Source organism: Algibacter sp. L4_22, assembly GCF_023473045.1.
Taxonomy (GTDB): Bacteria; Bacteroidota; Bacteroidia; order Flavobacteriales; family Flavobacteriaceae; genus Algibacter.
This window is the reverse complement of the sequence record NZ_JAMCOK010000002.1, coordinates 363,266-385,335: the sequence shown is the minus strand read 5'-3', so window position 1 is coordinate 385,335 and position 22,070 is coordinate 363,266. Positions and strand designations below refer to the sequence as shown.

Sequence of the window (22,070 nt, the reverse complement as noted above, 5' to 3'; positions counted from 1 at the left end):
TTTTATTCCGAAGAAAATAGACATTTTGAAAAATAAAAAGATTGTAGCACAAGTTTTTAAGTTTTTTCTGGTCTAACTAATTAAAAATAAGAACAAAATGAATTATAAAATTATTTTAATGATTTCTATATCCGCTATTTTTTATAGCTGCCATGCACAAAAAAGCAATATAAATAGTGAAGAGAAACCCACAGAAACAAATACCGACTATTTTGGAAACTACACGTTAAATAACAAAACGTTTGGGACAAAAACTAGTGTAGTTATAGATGGTGATTACCGTATAATAACTACCAATGCATTACCAAATCACGAAACGGGTGAGTACCCAAGAAAAGGAAATCCAAATAAAATTTCTGCACAAAATAAAACCTACAAAATCCCTTTAAAACCTATTTTTACAGGAATAGCCAAATGGGCAAGAGAACCTGGTGTTGCCTTAAATGGTGTGAAATTTGAGCCAGAAACTGCAGAAATGGTAATTTGTGATAGCGGAGAAAACTTTAAAGTAGAAGCCGTACAAGATTTAATAGATTTAGGTTTAGATTTTAATAATGCCCATGTGCAACCTACAGGAGAATATCATTATCATGGTATTGCCGAGGGATTAGTAGAGGCTTTTGATAGCAGTGAAGATTTAGTACATCTTGGTTTTGCTAAAGATGGGTTTCCAATATATTATTCAAAAAGCGGAATATATAAACCGAGTTATCAAATAATTAATGGTACTTATTCTGCAACCGATTGTACATACTCTAACCCTAAAACAAGTATAGATGTTGAATTGGATGGTGATGAGTTTGATGGTACTTTTGTATCCGATTGGGAATTTGTTAAAGGTAAAGGAGATCTAGATGAATGTAATGGTATTTACCTAAATGGTACTTATATGTATATTATTACGGATACATATCCATATGTTGGTCGGTGTTTAATGGGTGAGTTTGAAGAAGAAAGACATCCTGGTCCACCTCCTGGACGTGAAGGAAGAGGCCAGCGGCCACCAAGAAATCGATGAGAAAATATCAAACATAAATCGAAGTAAAATTTATGATTTAAAAAAGGAATTATTTCTAAAAGAAATAGTTCCTTTTTTTTCTTTCATATAGCATTTAGGCGTTGATTTATAGTTAACTAAGTAATTAGGTTTTTTAAATGATTTTATAGCGGATAATTTTGTCTTTTATATAAAATGATTATATTTGCCACATAAATAAATAGAAATATGTTTTCAAAATCTTGTGAATATGGACTTCGAGCGGTAATTTTTATTGCAGAGCAGAGCTCTAAAGGGGGAAAGGTTAGTATGGGGACAATTTCTAAAGAAATTAGTTCGCCACCTGCTTTTACTGCTAAAATTTTACAACAACTTACTAAAAGTAGCATTGTAAAATCTGTAAAAGGACCTTATGGCGGGTTTACTATTGAAGAACCCAAAATGGAAACCAAGCTTAGTGAAGTTGTTAGTTTGTTAGATGGTGATTCGATATATAATGGGTGTGGATTAGGATTGAAACAGTGTGATGAAAACTCGCCTTGCCCGCTGCATTTCAAATTTATAGAAATTAGAGATAATCTTAAGAGCATGTTAGAAAACACATCTCTTAGAGCATTAACTAATGATTTAAGTTTGGGTAGTTTCATTTTAAAACGATAAAAATTTAATTAAATAAAAGATAAAAAGGTCTTTTAATCTTGTATGGAAAAGCGAACAACATTTATTATTGCAATCACCTTTATATGGGTAGGGTATATATGTGCCATTAGTTTTATGGAAGCATGGCTAAAATTTAGAGCGCCCGGTATCACAACAGAATTAGGTTTAGGCATTGGGCAATTAGTGTTTAATGCGCTTAATAAGGTAGAGATTATATGTGCTGCCTTAATTATCGTAATAAGCTTAAGCTATAAAGAAAACCCAAAAAATAATTTTAAATGGCTTTTTATTATCACTGTGTTTATTGTGTTATTACAAAGCTTTTGGTTATTACCAGCTTTAGATGAACGTGCCGTTTTAGTAATGAATAACCAAACCGTACCAAAAAGTAGTTTGCATTTATGGTTTGTTTTATGTGAAGTTATAAAGGTGACGTGTTTAGTACTTTATGGTATTTCGAAATTTAAAATTAGTAAAATAAAATTTATAAAAAATGATTACGCCTTGTTTATATAAAGTAACCATAATCGATACTATAGGTGAAAGTCATGCCATTAATTTTAAGCGCTTTGAATACCCTAACCTCATGGAGCTGATTATCGATAATACTTATGATGATATTGGAGATTGTAAAGGACGTGCTATGTGCAAAACCTGTTTTGTAGAACCTATTGAAAATGAAATTGAAAAAGATATAAATAATATAAGTTTTATAAACACACCAGAAACTATGGACTATTTATTTGCATGCCAGATTATAGTTGATAAAAATATAAACAATCACACATTTAGAATTTTAGATAGAGATTAAAACAATATAAACTGATAACCTCAGCGCAATTTTGCATAACAATTAAAATAGAAACTATTATGAAAACAGCATCAATAACAGAAAACCTTATTTATAGTGAAGACAGACCAATTGTAACAATTTTATTAAAAACAGACACAACTAGAGAAATTAGAATTGCGTTCAAAAAAGGACAACTTATGAAGGAACACAAAGCACCGTTCCCTATAGTAGTAGAGATTTTTGAAGGTGAAATTGAATTTGGAGTAAACGGAGAACAACAAATATTAAAAAAAGGAGCCATTTTAGCGTTAGACGCCAATGTGCCTCACGATTTAAAGGGATTAGAAGATTCTATTATTAGACTATCCATTTCTATCGCAGATAAAGTACAACGTGTAGAAGACGTTACTAAATTATAATTTTTAAAAAAAACTAATAAAAAACAATCACAATGAAAAAAGTTTGGATCGCATTTTCCAGCGTCGTAATTCTTTCCTTTATCGCATTAATTTGGGTAGGAACAGAAGTGTATCAAAAACAACCGCCGATTCCTAAAACGGTTATTATAAAAGAAACAGGAGAAACTGTATTTACTAAAGAAGATATTCAAATAGGGCAAAATGTTTGGGAGTCTATTGGAGGTATGGAAGTAGGTTCCATTTGGGGGCATGGTAGTTATGTGGCGCCAGATTGGAGTGCTGATTGGATACACAAAGAAGCCATTTTTTTACTTGATACTTGGGCGAAAAAAGACTTTAATACAAGCTACGAAAGTTTAGATGTAGAACCGAAAGCGGCTTTAAAAGCACGTTTAATTAAAACTATAAAAACAAACACGTATAATCCATTAGATGAAAGTGTTACCATTACAAAAGACAGATATGATGCTATTGTAGAAAACTCAAAACATTATGCTGATATTTTTTCTAATGGACATGAAAAATATGCTATTCCAGAAGGCGCTTTAGTTGATGTTGAAAAGCTAGAACAATTAAACGCATTTTTATTTTGGACCTCTTGGGCCGCAAGTACAAATCGCCCAGAAAAGGATTATACATATACATCTAACTGGCCACACGAACCGTTAATTGGTAATACTATAACTCCCGACTCTCAAATGTGGTCTGGATTTTCGGTAGTATTGTTAATTCTTTTTATTGGAATTTTAACGTATTACTATCTTAGAAAACATGAAAAAGGTGATGCCATTGTTCATCCAAAAGAAGATCCATTAGACACTCTTATTCTTACTAAATCGCAAAAATCGGTTTTAAAATATTTCATAGTTATTTCATTATTAATTGCTCTGCAAGTTGTTTTAGGAGCCGTAACAGTGCATTACACTGTAGAAGGTCAAGCCTTTTTTGGTATGGATTTATCAAGTATTTTACCATATTCAATAACAAGAACTTGGCATACACAATTAGCTGTGTTTTGGATAGCTGCGACATGGTTAGCTACAGGATTATTTTTAGCACCCATGATTAGTGGTAAAGAAATGAAATTTCAAGTATTTGGTATTAATTTCCTTTTCGGTGCTTTATTAGTAATTGTTTTAGGTTCGCTAGTAGGTGAATGGTTAGGCGTACACCAATTTTTAGATTTAACAACCAATTTCTTCTTTGGTCATCAAGGTTACGAGTATATGGATCTTGGGCGTTTCTGGCAAATATTCTTAGCCATTGGACTTGTTTTATGGGTGTTAATGGTTGGTAGACATGTAGTGTTTGCTATTAAGAAAAATGACGATTCTAAACATTTACTAATTATATTATTGATTTCTGTAATTGCTATTGGTATGTTTTTCTTTTCAGGATTAATGTATGGTGAAAACAGTAGTTTACCTGTAATTAATTATTGGAGATGGTGGTTAGTTCACCTTTGGGTAGAAGGGTTCTTTGAAGTTTTTGCAACCGTAATAATCGCGTTTATTTTCTTAAGAATGAAGATTCTTTCAGCTAAAACAGCTGGACGTGCATCTATAGCCTCTGCTACTATATTTTTAGCCGGTGGAATTATAGGAACACTTCACCATTTATATTATTCAGGCACACCTGTACAAGCTATTGCTTTAGGAGCCACGTTTAGTGCTTTAGAAGTAGTGCCGTTAACCTTAATGGGCTTTGAAATCCGTGAAAACTGGAACCTTTTAAAAGAACATAAATGGATGCAAAAATACAAATGGCCTATTTTCTTCTTTATTTCGGTATCTTTTTGGAACATGGTTGGAGCTGGTGTGTTTGGTTTCTTAATTAATCCTCCAATTGCTTTGTATTATATTCAAGGATTAAATACTACAGCAGTACACGCTCACACTGCATTATTTGGGGTTTATGGCTTGCTAGGTATGGGATTCATTATTATTTGCTTACGTTTTTATTCCGATCGTGTTTGGGAGTCTACAAAACTAAAACGTGCCTTTTGGCTCTTAAACATTGGTTTAGTTGCTATGGTTGTTTTTAGTATGTTGCCTGTTGGAATAATACAAGCTTACACGTCTATAACAAAAGGATATTCGTTTGCACGTAGTGCCGATTTATTATACTCTCCAACAGTTCAAACTTTAAAATGGATGCGTATGATAGGTGATGTAATTTTCTCTGTAGGTATATTTTATTTCTGCTGGTTTACTATAAAAGAAACTATTTACTGTTTAAAAAGAAAAACGAATTAATTAATTTAAAATGAAGCAAATAGAAAACAGAGCAGACGTAAATAAACTAGTATCCGAATTTTATAGAATTGTAAGGAAAGACGATTTATTAGGTCCTGTTTTTAATCATCATTTAACAGATGAACAATGGCCGCCGCATATTGAAAAACTTACCGATTTCTGGGTGACCAGTTTATTTGGAGAAGCCTGTTTTAAAGGAAATCCAAGCCAAGCGCACGTAAAAGTGGATAAAAACTTAAATTATGGTATGCACCAAGACCATTTTAATCGTTGGTTAAAACTTTGGGCAGCAACGATTGATAGTTTATTTGAAGGCGCTTTAGCAAATCGAGCTAAAGATGCATCACAACGTATGGCCATGGGGCAATTTGCTCATGTTTATAAAAAAAGACCAGAAGATTGTAAACATTAAAATTATGAAATAGAATATTTATTTTATTAAGATTCTTTTAAAACGGATCCTTTAAATTCAATACTTACTGTATTAATCCAAAGATTATTATTTAGTTTTCGGTTTATCAGAAAAGCAACTTCTTTAATAGTTGTTATGGGTATTGAGTTTTTTGGATCTGTTTTTATTTGGTTATATAAACGTTTTAGATACATTATAATCATATGGTAAATTATATTTAAAATCGATAAAAGGTAAATTAATTCGTTAAAAAGCATTTTTTATTAAATCAGCTTGATTTTTCAATTTAAATCGTTGTAACGTCCTTTTTTATCGATTAAATTCGCCTTTTTAAAGATAAATGCTATATAAAATGAAAAACTTAACCTTATTAATACTGTTTTTTAGTATTAATATTTTCTCTCAGGTAGGTGTAAATACAGTTGCACCAGATGCGTCTTCTATTTTAGATGTTACTAGTTCCGATAAAGGAATTTTAATTCCAAGAATAAGTTTATTATCAAAAACAGATGTTGCTACCATAACTTCACCTTTAACTAGTTTGTTAGTTTATAATACCGCTACTATTGCAGATGTAACTCCAGGATATTATTATTGGAATGGGACAGAATGGTTGAAATTAGCAACATCGACAACATTTGGTGGAGCCTGGAGTATTTTAGGTAATTCTGGAACTGATGACACCGTCAATTTTATTGGAACTACAGATGATCAAGATTTGGTTTTTAAACGCAATAATGTACAGGCTGGTTTATTAGATGCTAATAATGTCTCATTTGGGGTTAATAGTTTACCGCTTAGTACTACAGGTACAGATAATGCAAGTTTTGGTGTAAATGCTATGTCTTCTAATACATCTGGAGGACAAAATACAGCTGTTGGCCAAAACGCTTTAAGAGATAACCTAAGTGGAGGTAGTAATACTGCAGTAGGTTTTAATACGCTTATTGCAAATACTGCGAGTTCTAATACAGGAATTGGATCAAGCTCGCTTGTTAATAATACTTCTGGTTCTGGTAATACAGGAGTTGGGTCGTTAACCTTAAATCAAAATACTACAGGAGGAAACAATACTGCAATAGGTATGCAATCACTAACTAAAAATACAACAGGAACTAATAATACTGCTAGTGGTATTTTCTCTTTATTTGATAATACAACAGGAACACATAACACAGCTAGCGGCTCGGAATCTTTAACTTTTAATACTAGTGGTGATTTCAATACCGCTGTCGGTACTAATGCGTTGTATTCTAATAAGACTGCTAATGAAAATACTGGAGTTGGAGCAAATGCTTTGTATGCTAATGTTACTGGATTTAATAATACTGCTTTAGGTGCAAATTCGCTTAAATACAATACTGCAAGTAATAATACAGCTATTGGTAAAGATGCTTTAATTACTAATACCAATGGAAGTAACAATGTAGCTGTAGGAGGAAGAGCATTGGCAACTAATAATGGACATTATAATGCAGCTACAGGAGTAAATGCTTTAGCTGCTAATACTACCGCTAGTTTTAATACTGCAAACGGTTATAATTCTTTAAATGCTAATACAGAAGGAGGTAGAAATACGGCAACAGGCTCAAATTCTTTATTTAAAAATGAAACAGGAGCTGGTAATACAGCTGTAGGATCAAGTTCGCTGTATGAAAATATTCTTGGAGGAAATAATACTGCAATTGGTAGTGGTGCACTAAATAAAAATATAGCAAGTAGTAACACAGGTTTGGGTACTAATGCACTTCATAATAATACAACGGGACAACATAATATAGCTAGTGGGGTAAATTCATTACTTTATAATACTGAAGGGTCCGGTAATATAGCTAGTGGTGTAAACGCATTACTTAACAATACTACTGGTAATTATAATACTGGGTTAGGCTTTGGTTCTATGTCAGCAAATACTGAAGGTACTTACAATATTGGATTAGGAGTAAACTCTTTAAATTCTAATACCGTAGGAGGTTTTAATACCTCGTTAGGTGGTTCTTCATCAAATTCTAATACTTTAGGTATATATAATACAGCTGTTGGGTATAATGCATTTCCTTCAAATACAGAAGGAAATAGAAATGTTGCATTAGGTTATAACTCTCTTACCGATAATACTACAGGTGATTATAATATTGGAATAGGATTCAATGCGAATAATTCGGCAAGTGGCAGTGGAACTGGTGATAATAATATAGCTATTGGTTATAATGCTGTTGTTCCAAATACAGATCTTAGTAACCAATTACGTATAGGTAATACTGCAATAACATACGCAGGAGTGCAAGTAGCGTGGACTGTAACATCTGATAGACGTTGGAAAAACACTATTGAGGATTCAGATTTAGGACTAGATTTTATAAACAAATTACGTCCAGTATCTTACTTCAGAAATAATGACGAAAGGAATAAATTGGAGTATGGTTTTATAGCTCAGGAATTACAAGAAACATTAAAAAATAGTAGTTCAAAAATAAATGGAATTATTACAGAAGATACCGAAGGTATGCTAAGTGTAAGATATAACGATTTAATGGCGCCAATGGTAAAAGCTATTCAAAAACAAACAGAGGTGATTAAGGTGTTAAAGTCCGAAAATGACGCTTTAAAATTAAGACAAGTAGTTATGGAAAACGAGTTGAAAGAGATCAAAGACTTGTTATTAAATAAGAAATAATTAAGCTCTAATATTAGAGGTGCAAGCACCTCTTTTTAGCAACATATACTCACCATTATTTTTAAACTCACGTATAGATGTACCTGCATAACGCTTAAACGTTTTAGATAAATGACTTACATCTGTAAACCCTAACTCGTCAGCGATTTGAGTTAATGTAAAATCTGAGTTTAGTAGTCTTATTTCTACTAATTTGAGCTTCGCTTTAATAATATATTCACGTAAAGGCATATTAACTTGTTTTTTAAAAAACTCGCTAACATAAGTTGGAGACATCATAAAGACATCGGACAGATTTTCGACTTTAAGCAACTCTGTTTTATCAATATTTTCATTAATATAAGTTAACATTTTTGTAATTCTATCGTCCGAATTATTTTTAGGTAATTCAAAATAGCTACCTTTTTTTATGTTCCTAATTAGTATTTCAAGAATGCTAGTCATTAGGCTTGTCACAAGGTTTATAGACGATTCTCCGTAGTTTCTAGATTCTTGTAAAATCATACTGATTAAGCTTTCTAGATGGTTTCTATCTACATCATTCTTAATAATATCTCCTGGTAATTGGTTGTAATTTGATAAGATAAAAGAGGCTTCTTTAAACCATTCATTTCTATCAATAGTAATGCGATTTATGTTTTTAAAGAATGAATCTGTAAATTTCAAAAACACAAATTGTGTAGGTTCCGCTATTGTAAATGAGTGGCATTTTAAAGGTGGTAATAAAAAAATGCTGCCTTTCTTATAGGCGTGCTCGTTGTAGTTAATACATTGTGTTCCTGTACCATTTTTAACTAAAACCAATTCAAAAAAGTTGTTTTTAACAGGACGTTGTTTCCAATCTGTTAATTCTATTTCTTGTATTTCGAAAGGTTTAAAAGCTTCAATTACTTGCATTTTTGTCTGATTTTTTACAATTTCTATTCAAATTTAGATAAAAAAGAAATATCAACCTGATTTTTCACACTCATAACCTTTATTTATACATTATTATCCATTTAAAGTACATTAAAAGGGTTCAGTTCAATCATACCTTTGTATTGTATTTGATACTAATCTTAAATCCATTTAAACATTTTACTCATGAAAAAATCGTATTTAACAATTGTAGCAAGAATTTTAGTAAAAGAGGAACATAGAGCGTTTGTAAAAGCAGAATTATTAAAACTTTTAGATGTTACTAGAGCAGAGGAAGGTAATATAAGTTATGATCTACATCAGGATAATAATAATCCAAACTTCTTTATATTTCATGAAAAATGGGTTAATCGTGAGTTATGGCAAAAACACATGGGTAATAAATATTTAGCGCATTATTTAAAAGAAACAGAAGGTAAGGTTGACGAGTTTATTTTAAATGAAATGACAGAAATAGTTAACTAGATATAAAACAGAGTCTATTATTTCAAGATTAATAGGGGTTAGAATTTAAATTCTAATCCCTATTTTTGCCTAAATTAAAACGCCTTTAATGTTAAAATACATTCAGAAGCATACTATTTTATCTATTTCTGTAGGTATCATTTTTAGTTGTACTTTATTGGTTTTCTTTGCTACAGAGGCGAGTTACAATGCTATAGAAGATGCGTCGTTATGGGTTCGAAATTATTTTGGTTATTTTTATCTTTATTTGGGTTTTAGTTGTGTTTTGGCTTTGTTGGTAATTGCATATTCTAGATACGGAAACATTAAACTAGGAAAGCCCAATTCTAAACCAGAATATTCACTCTGGGCATGGACAGCTATGTTATACAGTGCCGGAATGGGGTCTGGTATTTTGTTAAGAGCAGTCCAAGAGCCTGTTTTTATGCAACAGAATCCGCCTTATGCGTCTAATTTATTACCAGATACCTTAGCCCTAGAATATACTTTTTACCAATGGGGATTAACGGCTTGGGCATTTTATGGGTTGTTTGCCATGATAATTGGCTATGCACTATATATTAGAAAAAAGAAAGTACGAATTAGTGCAACTATAGAAGATCACGTAAAAAGTGAATTTGTAAAAAAAGGAGTCGATGTTATAACCATTATTACTACTGTTTTTGGCTTAATTGCTGCCATAGGGTTAGGGACTACTCAAATAAAAGGAGGCCTTAATCATATAACCGATTCTAATTTTGGAATAGTTACAACCATTTCACTTTGTGTAATTATCTCTACAATAGCTTGTTATTCTGCTTGGCAAGGCGTGAATAAAGGAATTAAAATATTCTCTAAACTTAATATAATAGTCACTTTTGTCATTTTAATATTTGTGTTTGTAACTAGTGATATAAGTACCATTTTGATCTCTTTTGCAACTGCTACACTTTATTATATCATAGATTTTATACCTATGAGTTTGGCTATAGGTTCTTATAATCCAGGATTAGATTTTTTAACAGGTTGGACCTTCTATTATTGGGCCTTTTGGCTATCTTGGGCACCTTTTACAGGCATTTTTATTGCACGTATTTCTAAAGGGCGTACTATAAGACAATTGTTATTGGGGGTATTAATTATTCCGTCCATTGGTACTTTTTTCTGGTTTTCTGTGTTTGGAGCTTCTGCATTTAAATTAATAGAAGAATGGGGTGTTTACAACAACGAATTCTGTAATGTGTTCTCTTCCATATTTGTCTTTTTTGAACATTATCCTTATGCTACTTTTTTAAACATAACATCTGTATTTTTATTAATCAGTTTTTTAATTACTTCTGTAGATTCAGCGGTGTTTGTATTAAGTATGTTTACAGATAATGGTTCTAAAAACCCAAGTAAAATACATCGTGTTATTTGGTCTGTTTTTATTTTATTAGCAACCATAGCTTTAGTGTTGTTGGGCAATGTAAAAGCCGATATTAATGTTTTGGAAGCCGTACAGCGTTTACTAATTATAACTTCGCTACCATTTGCTTTTCTTATTGTTATTATGCTTGGTTATTTTATTAAAGATTTGAGAAAAAACAAGTTAGAAAAAAGCAAATAAGACTATAAGTTTTTGTTAGCCTTTTACTTTTTTTTCGATTAAAGCATAAATGATTTAAAATAAAACGAAATGGATTTATTTAAACAACCCAACTTGTTTTCTACAAATGAAATTATAAAAACGGAATTCGATTTACCAGGAGCTGATGTTGTTTTATTCGAAAATTTTTTCAGCACAGAAGAAAGCGATCGCTTATACAATAGCTTACTTAAAAATACCATTTGGGAACAAGACCAAATGACTATCTATGGCAAAGAAGTAGATTTACCTAGATTAACAGCTTGGTATGGAGACCAGAATGAATTAGTAGCTTATGCAGAGAGTGAAAGTAAAATGTTACCGTGGAATGCAGATTTACTATATATAAAAGAAAAAATAGAGCAGGAGGTGGGGATTAAATTCCCACGTTGTTTGCTTAATTATTACAGAGACGGAAAGGATAGTGTAGATTGGCATCAAGATTATGAACCAAATCAACGTAAAAATACGGTTATTGGTTCTGTTACTTTTGGAGAAACAAGATCTTTTCAATTAAAACATGCCACGCGTACAGACCTAAAACGCATTGATATTCCTTTAGAGCACGGAAGCTTTTTAATCATGCAAGGCGCTACACAAGATAATTGGAAGCATAAAATTCCTAAAACCAAAAAGCAGATTCTACCGAGAATAAATTTAACATTCAGGTGGATTTATTAAATTTTAAACATGGTACTAATAAAGGTTTAATGTTTGCTTAATGTACGTTTAAAAGCTAAAAAGAATCATTTTATACCCGTTTTAGTGAAATTTTAAGAATTAATCTCTTATTTACCTTTATTTATACCTGTATTCCCTTTTTTTATACATCATTTTACTTGTATGGTGTATTTATCTTTGTTCCAGAATTAGAATTAACCTAATAAAAAAACATATTAAAATGAATTTACAAGAAATTTTAAACTGGAGATACACCACAAAGGAATATGATACCACCAAGAAAATATCTGATGTAGATATGGCTGAAGTTAAAAACTTATTAAGAATGAGTCCTTCTAGTGTAAATCTGCAACCTTGGCATTTTATAGTTGCTGAAACTAAAGAAGGAAAAGCGCGTATTGCCAAAGGAACACAAGGCTTTTTTAGTTTTAACGAACCAAAAGTAACTAATGCTTCAGCTGTTGTATTATTTTGTTCTAAAATTGATGCAGATGAAGACTACTTCAAGCATATTGCAGATACCGATGACAAAAACGGAAGATTTCCAAATGAAGATATAAAAAACGGTTTTTTAGGTGCCGTTAAGGCATTTGCGGGTATTCATAAATACGACTTAAAAGATCTTCAACATTGGATGGAAAAACAAGTTTACCTTAACATTGGTAGTTTTTTATTGGGTGTTGCAAGTTTAGGTATTGATGCTACACCTATGGAAGGGATTGATGTAAAAGCTTTAGATGAAGAGTTTGGGTTAAGAGAAAAAGGATACACATCTTTAGTTGCGGTTTCTTTAGGTTATAGAGCTGAATCTGATTTTAATTCACCTGAAAAAACACCAAAATCTAGATTAGCAGTAAGCGAAATTTTTACCGAAATATAATTCGTTACAAAATATAAACTATTATGAAAGCAATAGGATATAAAGAGAATCTTCCAATTGAAGATATAAAATCTTTACAAGACATAACATTAGATAAGCCAAAAGCAACTGGAAGAGACATTTTAGTTGAAATTAAAGCGATATCGGTTAACCCTGTAGATTATAAAATTAGAGCAAACCGATCTGCTCCAGATGGTAATTGGAGCGTTATTGGTTGGGATGCTGTTGGAATTGTAAAAGCGGTTGGTGAAGATGTTTCCCTTTTTAAAGTTGGTGACGAAGTTTGGTATGCAGGAGATCTTACACGTCAAGGAAGTAATGCAGAATATCAAGTGGTAGACGAGCGCATTGTTGGTATAAAGCCTTCAAGTTTATCGTTTGCTGAAGCTGCTGCTTTACCATTAACATCGCTTACTGCTTATGAAATGTTGTTCGATAGATTGCAAGTTGCAAAGGATGATGCTAGCAAATCAATTTTAGTAATTGGTGCTGCTGGTGGTGTTGGTTCTATTTTAGTACAATTGGCTAAAAAGTTAACCAAACTGAATATAATTGGTACGGCTTCTCGCGAAGAAACTACAGCTTGGTTAAAAGATTTAGGTGCAGACACGGTTATCAACCACAGAAATAAACTGAGTGAAGAGTTCGAAAAACACAACTTACCAGCTCCAGAGTATGTTGTGAGTTTAAATGCTACAGAACATCACGTAGATGAAATTGTAAAACTGATTAAACCTCAAGGTAAATTCGGATTTATTGATGACCCGAAAGTGATGAATGTGATGCCTTTTAAAGGAAAAGCTGTTTCTACGCACATCGAATTAATGTTTACACGTTCTATGTTCCAAACGGAAGATATGATTGAACAACATAATATTTTGAATGAAGTTTCAGAGTTAATCGATAATGGGAAAATAAGAACAACTTTAGGCGAAAATTTCGGGATAATTAATGCGAAAAACTTACGGAAAGCACATGCGTTTTTAGAAACAGGAAAAGCGAAAGGTAAAATTGTTTTAGAAGGTTTTTAGTTAATTAATAATGTATTAAAAGCAGAAAACAGAAAGGAAGTTATTGTGGGTTTTTCTGTTTTAAGCGACATTATGAGTAAAACAATAATAGTATCAGAATACAGACGGCATTGGAAATTTAACAGCTTTAAGCTTAGCTGAAAAAGGACATACGGTTTATGTACATCGAAGAAGTGAAGCAAAGGTAGACGCGGTTGTTTCAGAAATAAAAACAATAACAAACAATCAGAGCATTCATGGTTTGGTTACAGATTTTTCTATTGAATTTAATTTTAAAGCAAGCACCCTTAAAATTAGGTTTTTTATCAGTAAAGCTACAATGTAAACCTGTCTTCAAGTTCCTTTTAGGAAATTCATATAAATCACAATGTTTAGCCTGAATCATTTTACTGTAATAGCTTCTTTTTATTAAATAGCATCTAAAAACGGCTTCATCTCTAATAATTCAATATCATCACGTTTACGTAATTCCTTTAAAAACCAACCTTTATGTCCGGCACCATAAGTAATTAGTATACGTTTTCCTTGATAACGGTGTTTTTCTAAGGCCTTCTCAATATTCCAATAATGGGCTATATTAATATTTTCCCAACCACCAAGACCAAGTTCATCATTAAACAATGTATTATACGTTTGCAGGCCTATATTTTGAATGCTATCGTATTCATTAGTATGAATAAAGTAGGGGTCATTTACTTTTCCACTGGCTCGATATAATGAATCTGAAAGTTTATTTCCTTTTACATATTCAGCCCAATCATTTATTCTAGAAGAGTCTTTACGAATGGCTCTTAATTTTGCCCCACGTTCGGCTGCCATATATTTTGTCCATCCCGCTGTTGGAATAATTTCAAAATCCATTTTCTTTGATAACGGAAAAATAACATCAACATATTCAGGAAAACGCATGGTGCGAGGCTCCGAAATGCTATCGTCTCTTTTAAATCCATCCATGGCTGTTTTAAAAGCCTTTGGAGGAATCTCAGTTAATATATAATCTGGGTTTATTTGTGTAATTAATTTTTGTAGATAATCTATGTTATAAACACTATCGCTAAGGTGCCCACCGTGTATTGTTCCTAAAACTAAAACTTCATTTTTTGTTTTTTTATCTGAAGAGGTTTTTTCCTCAGATTGATTACAACTTGATATAGAGAAAAGTAAGATTAATAAAATAGAAAAATTGATTGTTACTTGTTGCATTAGATTTTTAGTTTTAAGCATGTGTAAATGTATGTAAATTGAGAATAACTAGTTTTACTAGTATAAGTAGTCAATTTATTTTCTATTTCTTACAGTTTTTGCGCGTAGATGGTGGAAGTATCTGCTGTGGCTAAGACATAGTTTTTTATTTCCTGAATTTCAGACAAAATATCAACTTTATTAATCAGTTTATCTTCATTAAATATTTCTTCTTTTGTAGGTTTCCAAAATGGAAAAGCCAGGTAGAAGAAGTACTTAATTCTTTATAGTTTGATGCTTCGATTTCGATTTCTGTTCTTTTTTTATAGCAAGTGTTACCTTTGTAATACTTTGTTATTCTTTTCTTTTGAGTGAATAAATTAAATAAATCGTCAACAACTTTATCTAGATTGTCAAATTCCGGATAATAGTGTCGGTGATTAAATCCGCAGCCAATAGTTATTTCATTATCATCACAAGCTATCCAAATATCAGTATCAGTTATTGTAAGGCGAGTTTCTGTATATCCGTCATCATATTTATCTGTATCAACGGTTAATCTCTCTACTAAATGGTTATTTAAAATTGCTTGTGTTTTTTCAAAAATAAATTGATGAGTTTTCATTTTTTAATAAATTTTTATAAACTCTATAACGTCATCCATTGTATCACTTTTTGCGTGAACTTTTAATCGAGTGCCATTGGTTTCTACTATTTCGCAATAAATTTTATTTCCAATTAGATTACTCATATCTAATGGATGGTTTAAAATTTCGTTGTAAGTCAATATATATTCGCAATCAGATGTCCATTCAATTGAAGTTTTTACTACAACTTTGTTAATAAGGTTTGTCTCGATTTGCATGTTTTCGGTACGCACAATGGTTTCAAGCATTCCTTCTTTTGTGTATCTAAATTCGCCAGTTTTAAAATCGGCACAATTCTTTTCTTTTGAGCAACTGGCAACTATTAAAAATAGATTTATTAATGATAATTTTACTATGTTATTCATGTTGTCTTTTATATTGCTCTAATTACGCGTAATGTGATTATATATTGTTAATTGCTTAGTTTAACACTTGATTTTACACCGTATTATTTCTCGTTTTTATTTCTTTTCTAATTTTATTATTTTATTCTTTAAAAAGGAATCATTATTTAATGAAACTGATTTTTTATAATTTTTAATAGCTTTTTTTCTATTTTCAATCGCTAAATAAAAATCTCCCAGTGATTCATATACAGTAGAATTTTCAGGATAATTTTTTATATTCAATTCAAATGTTTGTTCCGCTTTTTTAAATTGCTTTTTACTTAATAATTTAAGACCTAAATTATTAACATATTGTTCTTCTGGTTTCATCTCTATTCCAAACCCTTTTGATAGACCGTTATAGTAATTTTCAACTTTAGCTAAAATATCAATTTCGGGATTTGTATAGTCTTCGTCATTAAGCTTAAATCTATAAAAATTAAAAATATAATGCAGGGCATCATATTCTGCAATTAAAGGAACTGAGCCATGATCATCATTTTCGTAGTATTTTGATTTAAAGGATATTTTGTTTTGACTAGCCTTATTTAAATAAGAATTAAGTTCTAAAATAGCGCGTATATGTCTTGTTTTAGACGTTGTATCTTTTTGTACACTTATGGTATCCATATCCTTATGCATCGTATTTGCTATACCTAAAAAAAGTGTTTTTTTAGCATGTGTATCATTGAATGTTGATGTCTTAAGTTTATTTAGCAAATTTTTATTATTCCACCACATCGAAGGATCGATTGCAACATAGGCATTAAATAAATTAGGTTTATGTAATAAGGTGTTAATAACGGTAAGTCCTCCAAGAGAATGCCCAATAAATGTTCGATATGGTTTTGTTGGGTAATTTGATTCTATATGTGGTATTAGTTCCTTTTCAACAAATGAAATAAAATGATCTCCACCACCTGAATTTTCATATTTTCCTTTCGTAGGTGTTAAGTCTCTTGTTCTATCAGTATTAGAAATACCAACAACAATCATTTTTGGGCAAATAGTATTTCCATTTACAGAACTGAGTTGTTGTATCATACTAACAACTGAATAAAAATGGGCATCTCCATCTAAAAGATAAACTACAGGGTAGGTATTTTTATCATAAGGATTATGTTCAGGGACATAAACCAAAACTCGCCTTTGTTCATTTAGTATCTTAGAATATATTTCTTCAATTTTTCCAATAACAATATCATTGCTATTTTGTGCATTCAAATTATAGAGACATAAGCATAACAAGTAGATTAAGTTTATTTTTTTCATTTACTATTTTATAGGTTTCTTTTTCTTATATCTTAATTAAGCTTAAAAAGTATATTTCTAATTTAATAAACTTTAAAAATTCTCTCAAACATGGTGTCAAATTCATTAGAATTAAGCTTTTTTAAATTCATATGGTTGGTGTTTAAAAAATCTTTTAAATATTCCAATATATCTTCTTGTAATAAATCTGTGGCCTCCGTTTTGTATTGTTCAACTTTTTTCACTTTCGAACCTCCGAAAAATTGAACGAATTTTGAAGTCGGTACTATGTTAGATTCTTTAAATTCAATAACTAATTTTATGTCATCGGGTTTTACACTTGGAGTAGGGTAAAGGTGCGGATAAATATGAAGGATATATTCTTTTTTGTACTTTTCATATTCTATTGAAAAATTCCAAGAATTATCATCCATGATATCCGAATCATTCTGGTTTTCAGGTGTTGCTTTTTTGAGTAATTCAAACCAATTGATGCTTTTATAGTGTTCTATAACTTCCTTAGTAGAAGAGACTGTAGTTTCTACACCCTTTTTTCCTGATAAAGAGTTTTCAAAAGCTATTTTATATTTTTCCATTTAGTTTATAATTGTTAATGCTTTAAATTATAAGTCTTTATTATTGACTAGGATTAGCTAAGGCTTTTCCTAGTGTTTCTCCAAGTTCGAAAATGTACCCAAAAGTTAGTATGATTAATACAAAAGCAATAGTTAAGTACCAATAATTTAAATTTTTTGATTTATTCATGTTTTTAAATAAGTTTTGTCTGTTAGTGTTTGATTTTGTTGAAATGTTAACAAATCTATTTATTTATATCAGTGATTAATAAAGGGTTTTTTACTTGTACTTTAATGTATCAGAAATAATTCTTGTTATCATCAGCATATTTACGATATAAATCTCGCATAAATCCATCTGGATAATCCGAAAAATCACTGTCAAATTGCATCATTTTTTCTTCACTCTCTTCATCAGAAGTTTCAAAAGACCAAGTGTTATCTTTGGGTATTAACTCAATAGCTTGTTTTATTATTTTAGCTGATTTAGTTGCTCCAATTTCATTTAAAGATATTACTACTTGCTCTTTTTGTTCAGGAAACCATTCTTGTAAAAAACTTAATATACTATCTGCTTGACCTGCATTTTCTAATTGCATACACAGAAATAAATTCAGTTGTTTTGGGTTTAGTGAATTAGGGTTTTTGTCATATCTATTAACTAGTATTTCATGTAATGCAAAGGAGAAGTCAGAGTTATCGCTTAATGAAAACAAACTTTCAATATCTTCATTACTTACAATTTTATCTCGTTTTTGCATTTCATATTTTATTTCATCTGTAATCCATGAAAGTCTACTAAATGAGTCTTTTTCCATAATTAAGAGTTTTTTTAGCTTAAGTACAACGTTTATTATAAAGATGGTAAAGGATTAAAATATACTTATTTTTTGGTTTGGCACTTGATCCTTATAATTTTTATACATTGTTAACGCAAGTTTTTATTTATTCAATGATATTTTCAAGGCTAAGTTCAATTCTTTAATATCATCGACGTATCTGGGATATTTCTCAATATTTCGCACGCTATGATTTTGATTATTTACTATTCCTACTTCATTATTGGTTGAGAATTTTCCATTCATAACTAATCCATTTAGGATACATTCTGCAATATATTCAGCCTTTTTCTCAAATAGTGGTATCAATTTTAAATATTCAGTTATTAAGTGTTTTGCTGGTTCTATTTGTTTCTGTTCAATTCCTGTCATTGGTAATAGAAGAAGAAATAATAAGTCAAATTTTCCAAATTTAATGAGTTCGTCAAGGGTTAAAAACCAAGCCTCAAAATGACCTCCTAAATTCCCAATATATATGTCATTCAAATAATACAAAATTTTACTTTCTTGAAAATCAATATGAAAACTCATATTTTGATTTAATTTCCCTTCAATAAATTTAAAATTTTGATTAGAATTATTATTCGAATAGAATTTATTTTCCCAGTCATTTAACTCTTTCTTATTTATTTCAATTACTTTAAGAGCTTCGTCAAGATTTATTTCTTTTAATTCATCATAACCTCTAAATAAACTAATATAGAAATACCAAAAGGAAGTATTATCTTTTATGTCTTCAGGTTTAATTTGATTAGCCATTTTAAATTTGCGAGTTTTTTTGATATACGCTAACAAACATATAAAAACGATTCCACTAAACTCAAAATATTGATTAACAACTTGTAAGAGTTTTTAACAATTCCGTACCCAAACTAAACTCAACCCAAACCTTCCCAAAAACAAAAAATCCGCTAAGCTAGCGGATTTTTTCATTGTTATTTCGGGAGTATATCCCAAAAACTTGTTTATTAATTAGGCTGTTACAGCTACCGAATATTGATTTTCTTGGTAATACTTTGGGCTACAGTTATATTTTTCTTTAAAAATTTTAGAAAAATAACTTCTACTAGTTAAACCAACAGTATAAACAATTTCAGATATATTTAAGTCCGTTGTTTTCAATAGGTTTTCTGCAGTTTCCACACGGGTATTTCTAATAAAGTCCGATACCGTACGGTTGTGCAATAATTTAAAACCTTCTTGTAATTTTGCCGGAGACATACCACCTTTTTTACTTAAGTAAGCCAGTGTATATTTAATTTCAGGGTAGTTTTGTATAAAGTTAGATAACTCGTTAATGGTATCCATTTCACTTCTAGTTAAAGACCCGAAGTTGGTTACACCATTTTTAGTATCCTCGTTGTGTTGCTCAATTTCTAAAGCCAAAATCATGTGTACAATACCGTTAGTTAATAATTGTCTAACAATACCTTTTTGCTTAATCGCTTCTAGTTGTTGTATTTTATCTGAAATTCTCAGGTTATAAGATCCTATGTATGCAAAAATTTCTTTGTCTCCTTTTGGCATAAAGGTTTTTAAAAGTTGAGTTTGCAATAGGTTTATAGCATCGGCATCTTCACTATCAGATTTTGTATCGAAACTAATGTTAGAGAATTTTACTGTTTGTCCTTTTCTAAAAAAGAAACAGCTTGTTTTATGAGGATCACTAGCAAAAATACCTGTTTGGAATTGATTTAAAGAACGTTGTTTACTGTTTAATCCAAAACCATGGCTCATTTGTCCTTCCGCACAATACAGAAAGTAAATAGGGTTAGTGGTTGGTGTGTTTCTAGCGATTACGGTATCGTTTTCAAACGTAATATTATATTCTAAGAAAGATATATTTTCGTTAACAGATACACCTTTAATTTCTCCCTTAGCGATATCATTATCGATTGCTAAAGCGTATTCTTTTTGAGCAGAATCTAAACGTCCACCTAAGTCTTCCTTTAGTTGGTTAAAGGTTTGTTCTAAATTATTTGTTTTAAGATCTATAACTTTCATAATAATGCTTTTAAGGGTTTTACTTTTCTTTTAATACTCTAATAATTAGTATTACTGTTGCCGATACTAAAAAAATATGTGAAATAATGATAAGGTTGTACACAAAGAATCCGATGGCCCAAAGACCGAAAAGAACTATAGCGAGTACATTTAATATTTTAGACATATCATTAATTTAAGGTCAATATTTTTTAATAATTTGGGTCTTGTTTAGTTCCTTCTGTAGAACTTATGTGTGATGGGTTCGAAACATCGTTCTCTTTATCGTTTAATGTTTCTTTAGACCATCTACGTCCCACTCTCGAATTTGTCAGGTAATTTTGGCTATTATTTTTAATAATTGGTCTGCTATTTTGTTTGATACAAAGTTCAGAAATAGACACACCTTTTTCGTTATACAATTTTCGTATTATGTTATATAATTATCGGAAAGTGCCTGTTTTAGGCCGTTAAACCATTAAATTTTGATGCAAACGAAGTATTTCTAGTAAACTGTGGTTAATTTTTTATAAATTTCATCTATATATTAAACTCTATTCAAATTCACATAAAAAAGAGATTAAACCATGTTCGAAATATTTTCAAGTCCCGATGCTTGGGTAGCTTTATTAACCCTAACCTTTTTGGAAATTATATTAGGTATAGATAATATTGTGTTTATTTCCATAGCGGCCGATAAACTTCCGGAGCACCAACAGCGTAAAGCAACCAACTTAGGGCTCATGCTTGCTATGGTACAGCGTATTCTTCTATTATTAGGTGTATCTTTCCTTGTAGGTCTAAAAGAGCCGTTTTACACCATTACATGGTCTTGGTTAGAAGTAGGTATAAGTTGGCAAGCACTCATCTTGTTTTTCGGTGGGCTATTTCTATTATATAAGAGTACTTCGGAAATTCATGAAAAACTAGACGAACCAGGGCAGGAGGAACATGAACTAAAAGCAAAAAAGATCACTTCACTATCTAAAGCTATTGTGCAAATTGTAATTATAGATTTTATATTTTCTATAGATTCCATACTAACAGCCGTTGGGATGACAAACGGTATTGGCGAACACCATAACGATGCCCTTATATTAATGATAATAGCCGTAGTAATATCTATATTAATAATGATGCTGTTTGCAAATCCAATACGCGAGTTTATAAGCGAACATCCATCTATGCAATTATTAGCCTTATCTTTTTTAATACTTATTGGCTTTATGCTAGTTACCGAAGCTGCACATTTATCTGGCACTGTAATATTTGGGCAAACCGTTGGTGCCATTCCAAAAGGATACTTATATTTTGCTATTGCATTTTCACTTTTAGTGGAGTTTTTAAATATGAAACTTAAGAAAAAAACAATCAAAAAATAAGCGCATCGTGTTAAAGATGCGCTTTGTAATT

The 22,070-nt window shown here is 30.9% G+C and carries 26 protein-coding genes; 15 read left to right on the top strand and 11 right to left on the bottom strand.

Annotation, left to right across the window (positions count from 1 at the left end; translation table 11 throughout):
- The first annotated feature begins 97 nt into the window (after positions 1 to 97).
- The 7 genes from M4I23_RS06325 (at position 98) to M4I23_RS06295 (ending at position 5,536) form a co-directional block, all read left to right on the top strand.
- On the top strand, positions 98 to 1,018 hold the full coding sequence (locus tag M4I23_RS06325; RefSeq protein ID WP_249753826.1) for a YHYH protein: 921 nt from the start codon (positions 98 to 100) through the stop codon (positions 1,016 to 1,018).
- Positions 1,019 to 1,225: 207 nt separating this feature from the next.
- Entirely contained in the window at positions 1,226 to 1,657 is a 432-nt protein-coding gene (locus M4I23_RS06320; RefSeq protein ID WP_249753825.1) for an Rrf2 family transcriptional regulator, read from the top strand.
- 42 nt (positions 1,658 to 1,699) lie between these two features.
- Positions 1,700 to 2,173, top strand: coding sequence for a hypothetical protein (locus tag M4I23_RS06315; protein WP_249753824.1), 474 nt, complete (start codon positions 1,700 to 1,702; stop codon positions 2,171 to 2,173).
- Complete coding sequence (locus M4I23_RS06310) at positions 2,151 to 2,468, top strand: hypothetical protein (protein WP_249753823.1); 318 nt, start codon at positions 2,151 to 2,153, stop codon at positions 2,466 to 2,468. Before M4I23_RS06315 ends, M4I23_RS06310 begins: the two co-directional genes overlap by 23 nt.
- A gap of 59 nt (positions 2,469 to 2,527) precedes the next feature.
- The gene (locus M4I23_RS06305) at positions 2,528 to 2,869 is read left to right on the top strand and encodes a cupin domain-containing protein (protein ID WP_158849668.1); all 342 of its coding nucleotides are present in this window, start codon (positions 2,528 to 2,530) and stop codon (positions 2,867 to 2,869) included.
- Between the two features lie 32 nt (positions 2,870 to 2,901).
- Complete coding sequence (locus tag M4I23_RS06300) at positions 2,902 to 5,124, top strand: nitric-oxide reductase large subunit (RefSeq protein WP_249753822.1); 2,223 nt, start codon at positions 2,902 to 2,904, stop codon at positions 5,122 to 5,124.
- 10 nt (positions 5,125 to 5,134) lie between these two features.
- The gene (locus M4I23_RS06295) at positions 5,135 to 5,536 is read left to right on the top strand and encodes a group III truncated hemoglobin (protein ID WP_249753821.1); all 402 of its coding nucleotides are present in this window, start codon (positions 5,135 to 5,137) and stop codon (positions 5,534 to 5,536) included.
- A gap of 26 nt (positions 5,537 to 5,562) precedes the next feature.
- Here M4I23_RS06295 and M4I23_RS06290 read toward each other — a convergent pair whose 3' ends face one another.
- A complete protein-coding gene (locus M4I23_RS06290) occupies positions 5,563 to 5,739 on the bottom strand; it encodes a hypothetical protein (RefSeq protein WP_249753820.1) in 177 nt (58 codons plus the stop codon).
- 149 nt (positions 5,740 to 5,888) lie between these two features.
- On the opposite strand from M4I23_RS06290, the gene M4I23_RS06285 reads away from it, so the two are divergent.
- Complete coding sequence (locus M4I23_RS06285) at positions 5,889 to 8,213, top strand: tail fiber domain-containing protein (protein WP_249753819.1); 2,325 nt, start codon at positions 5,889 to 5,891, stop codon at positions 8,211 to 8,213.
- Here M4I23_RS06285 and M4I23_RS06280 read toward each other — a convergent pair whose 3' ends face one another.
- Complete coding sequence (locus M4I23_RS06280) at positions 8,214 to 9,110, bottom strand: AraC family transcriptional regulator (protein ID WP_249753818.1); 897 nt, start codon at positions 9,108 to 9,110, stop codon at positions 8,214 to 8,216.
- Between the two features lie 186 nt (positions 9,111 to 9,296).
- Here M4I23_RS06280 and M4I23_RS06275 point away from each other — a divergent pair, with 186 nt between their 5' ends.
- The 6 genes from M4I23_RS06275 (at position 9,297) to M4I23_RS19925 (ending at position 14,119) form a co-directional block, all read left to right on the top strand.
- Positions 9,297 to 9,596, top strand: a complete 300-nt coding sequence (locus tag M4I23_RS06275; RefSeq protein WP_249753817.1) for a putative quinol monooxygenase — start codon at positions 9,297 to 9,299, stop codon at positions 9,594 to 9,596.
- 88 nt (positions 9,597 to 9,684) lie between these two features.
- Positions 9,685 to 11,184, top strand: coding sequence for a BCCT family transporter (locus tag M4I23_RS06270; protein WP_249753816.1), 1,500 nt, complete (start codon positions 9,685 to 9,687; stop codon positions 11,182 to 11,184).
- A 69-nt stretch (positions 11,185 to 11,253) separates the two neighbouring features.
- On the top strand, positions 11,254 to 11,883 hold the full coding sequence (locus tag M4I23_RS06265) for an alpha-ketoglutarate-dependent dioxygenase AlkB (RefSeq protein WP_249753815.1): 630 nt from the start codon (positions 11,254 to 11,256) through the stop codon (positions 11,881 to 11,883).
- Positions 11,884 to 12,103: 220 nt separating this feature from the next.
- Positions 12,104 to 12,763 (top strand): oxygen-insensitive NAD(P)H nitroreductase, encoded by a 660-nt coding sequence (gene nfsB, locus M4I23_RS06260; protein WP_249753814.1) that lies wholly within the window; start codon positions 12,104 to 12,106, stop codon positions 12,761 to 12,763.
- Between the two features lie 23 nt (positions 12,764 to 12,786).
- Entirely contained in the window at positions 12,787 to 13,794 is a 1,008-nt protein-coding gene (locus M4I23_RS06255; protein ID WP_249753813.1) for a zinc-binding alcohol dehydrogenase family protein, read from the top strand.
- 109 nt (positions 13,795 to 13,903) lie between these two features.
- Positions 13,904 to 14,119 (top strand): hypothetical protein, encoded by a 216-nt coding sequence (locus tag M4I23_RS19925; protein WP_368736176.1) that lies wholly within the window; start codon positions 13,904 to 13,906, stop codon positions 14,117 to 14,119.
- A gap of 83 nt (positions 14,120 to 14,202) precedes the next feature.
- On the opposite strand, the gene M4I23_RS06250 is transcribed toward M4I23_RS19925, so the two are convergent.
- The 9 genes from M4I23_RS06250 to M4I23_RS06210 form a co-directional block, all read right to left on the bottom strand.
- Complete coding sequence (locus tag M4I23_RS06250; protein WP_158849690.1) at positions 14,203 to 14,997, bottom strand: hypothetical protein; 795 nt, start codon at positions 14,995 to 14,997, stop codon at positions 14,203 to 14,205.
- A 184-nt stretch (positions 14,998 to 15,181) separates the two neighbouring features.
- Positions 15,182 to 15,601 carry a hypothetical protein gene (locus M4I23_RS06245; protein ID WP_249753812.1) on the bottom strand — a complete coding sequence of 140 codons (420 nt, stop codon included), beginning with the start codon at positions 15,599 to 15,601 and terminating at the stop codon, positions 15,182 to 15,184.
- A 3-nt stretch (positions 15,602 to 15,604) separates the two neighbouring features.
- Positions 15,605 to 15,988, bottom strand: a complete 384-nt coding sequence (locus tag M4I23_RS06240; RefSeq protein WP_249753811.1) for a hypothetical protein — start codon at positions 15,986 to 15,988, stop codon at positions 15,605 to 15,607.
- A gap of 96 nt (positions 15,989 to 16,084) precedes the next feature.
- Positions 16,085 to 17,281 (bottom strand): alpha/beta hydrolase-fold protein, encoded by a 1,197-nt coding sequence (locus tag M4I23_RS06235; RefSeq protein WP_249753810.1) that lies wholly within the window; start codon positions 17,279 to 17,281, stop codon positions 16,085 to 16,087.
- Between the two features lie 62 nt (positions 17,282 to 17,343).
- Entirely contained in the window at positions 17,344 to 17,856 is a 513-nt protein-coding gene (locus M4I23_RS06230; protein WP_249753809.1) for a hypothetical protein, read from the bottom strand.
- Between the two features lie 278 nt (positions 17,857 to 18,134).
- Entirely contained in the window at positions 18,135 to 18,653 is a 519-nt protein-coding gene (locus tag M4I23_RS06225) for a hypothetical protein (protein WP_249753808.1), read from the bottom strand.
- A 123-nt stretch (positions 18,654 to 18,776) separates the two neighbouring features.
- A complete protein-coding gene (locus tag M4I23_RS06220; protein WP_249753807.1) occupies positions 18,777 to 19,433 on the bottom strand; it encodes an Imm19 family immunity protein in 657 nt (218 codons plus the stop codon).
- Between the two features lie 213 nt (positions 19,434 to 19,646).
- The gene (locus M4I23_RS06215) at positions 19,647 to 20,678 is read right to left on the bottom strand and encodes an AraC family transcriptional regulator (RefSeq protein WP_249753806.1); all 1,032 of its coding nucleotides are present in this window, start codon (positions 20,676 to 20,678) and stop codon (positions 19,647 to 19,649) included.
- Between the two features lie 191 nt (positions 20,679 to 20,869).
- A complete protein-coding gene (locus tag M4I23_RS06210; protein ID WP_249753805.1) occupies positions 20,870 to 21,079 on the bottom strand; it encodes a hypothetical protein in 210 nt (69 codons plus the stop codon).
- A 165-nt stretch (positions 21,080 to 21,244) separates the two neighbouring features.
- Between M4I23_RS06210 and M4I23_RS06205 the strand changes: the two genes are divergently transcribed.
- Positions 21,245 to 22,039 (top strand): TerC family protein, encoded by a 795-nt coding sequence (locus M4I23_RS06205; RefSeq protein WP_249753804.1) that lies wholly within the window; start codon positions 21,245 to 21,247, stop codon positions 22,037 to 22,039.
- Positions 22,040 to 22,070: the final 31 nt, after the last annotated feature.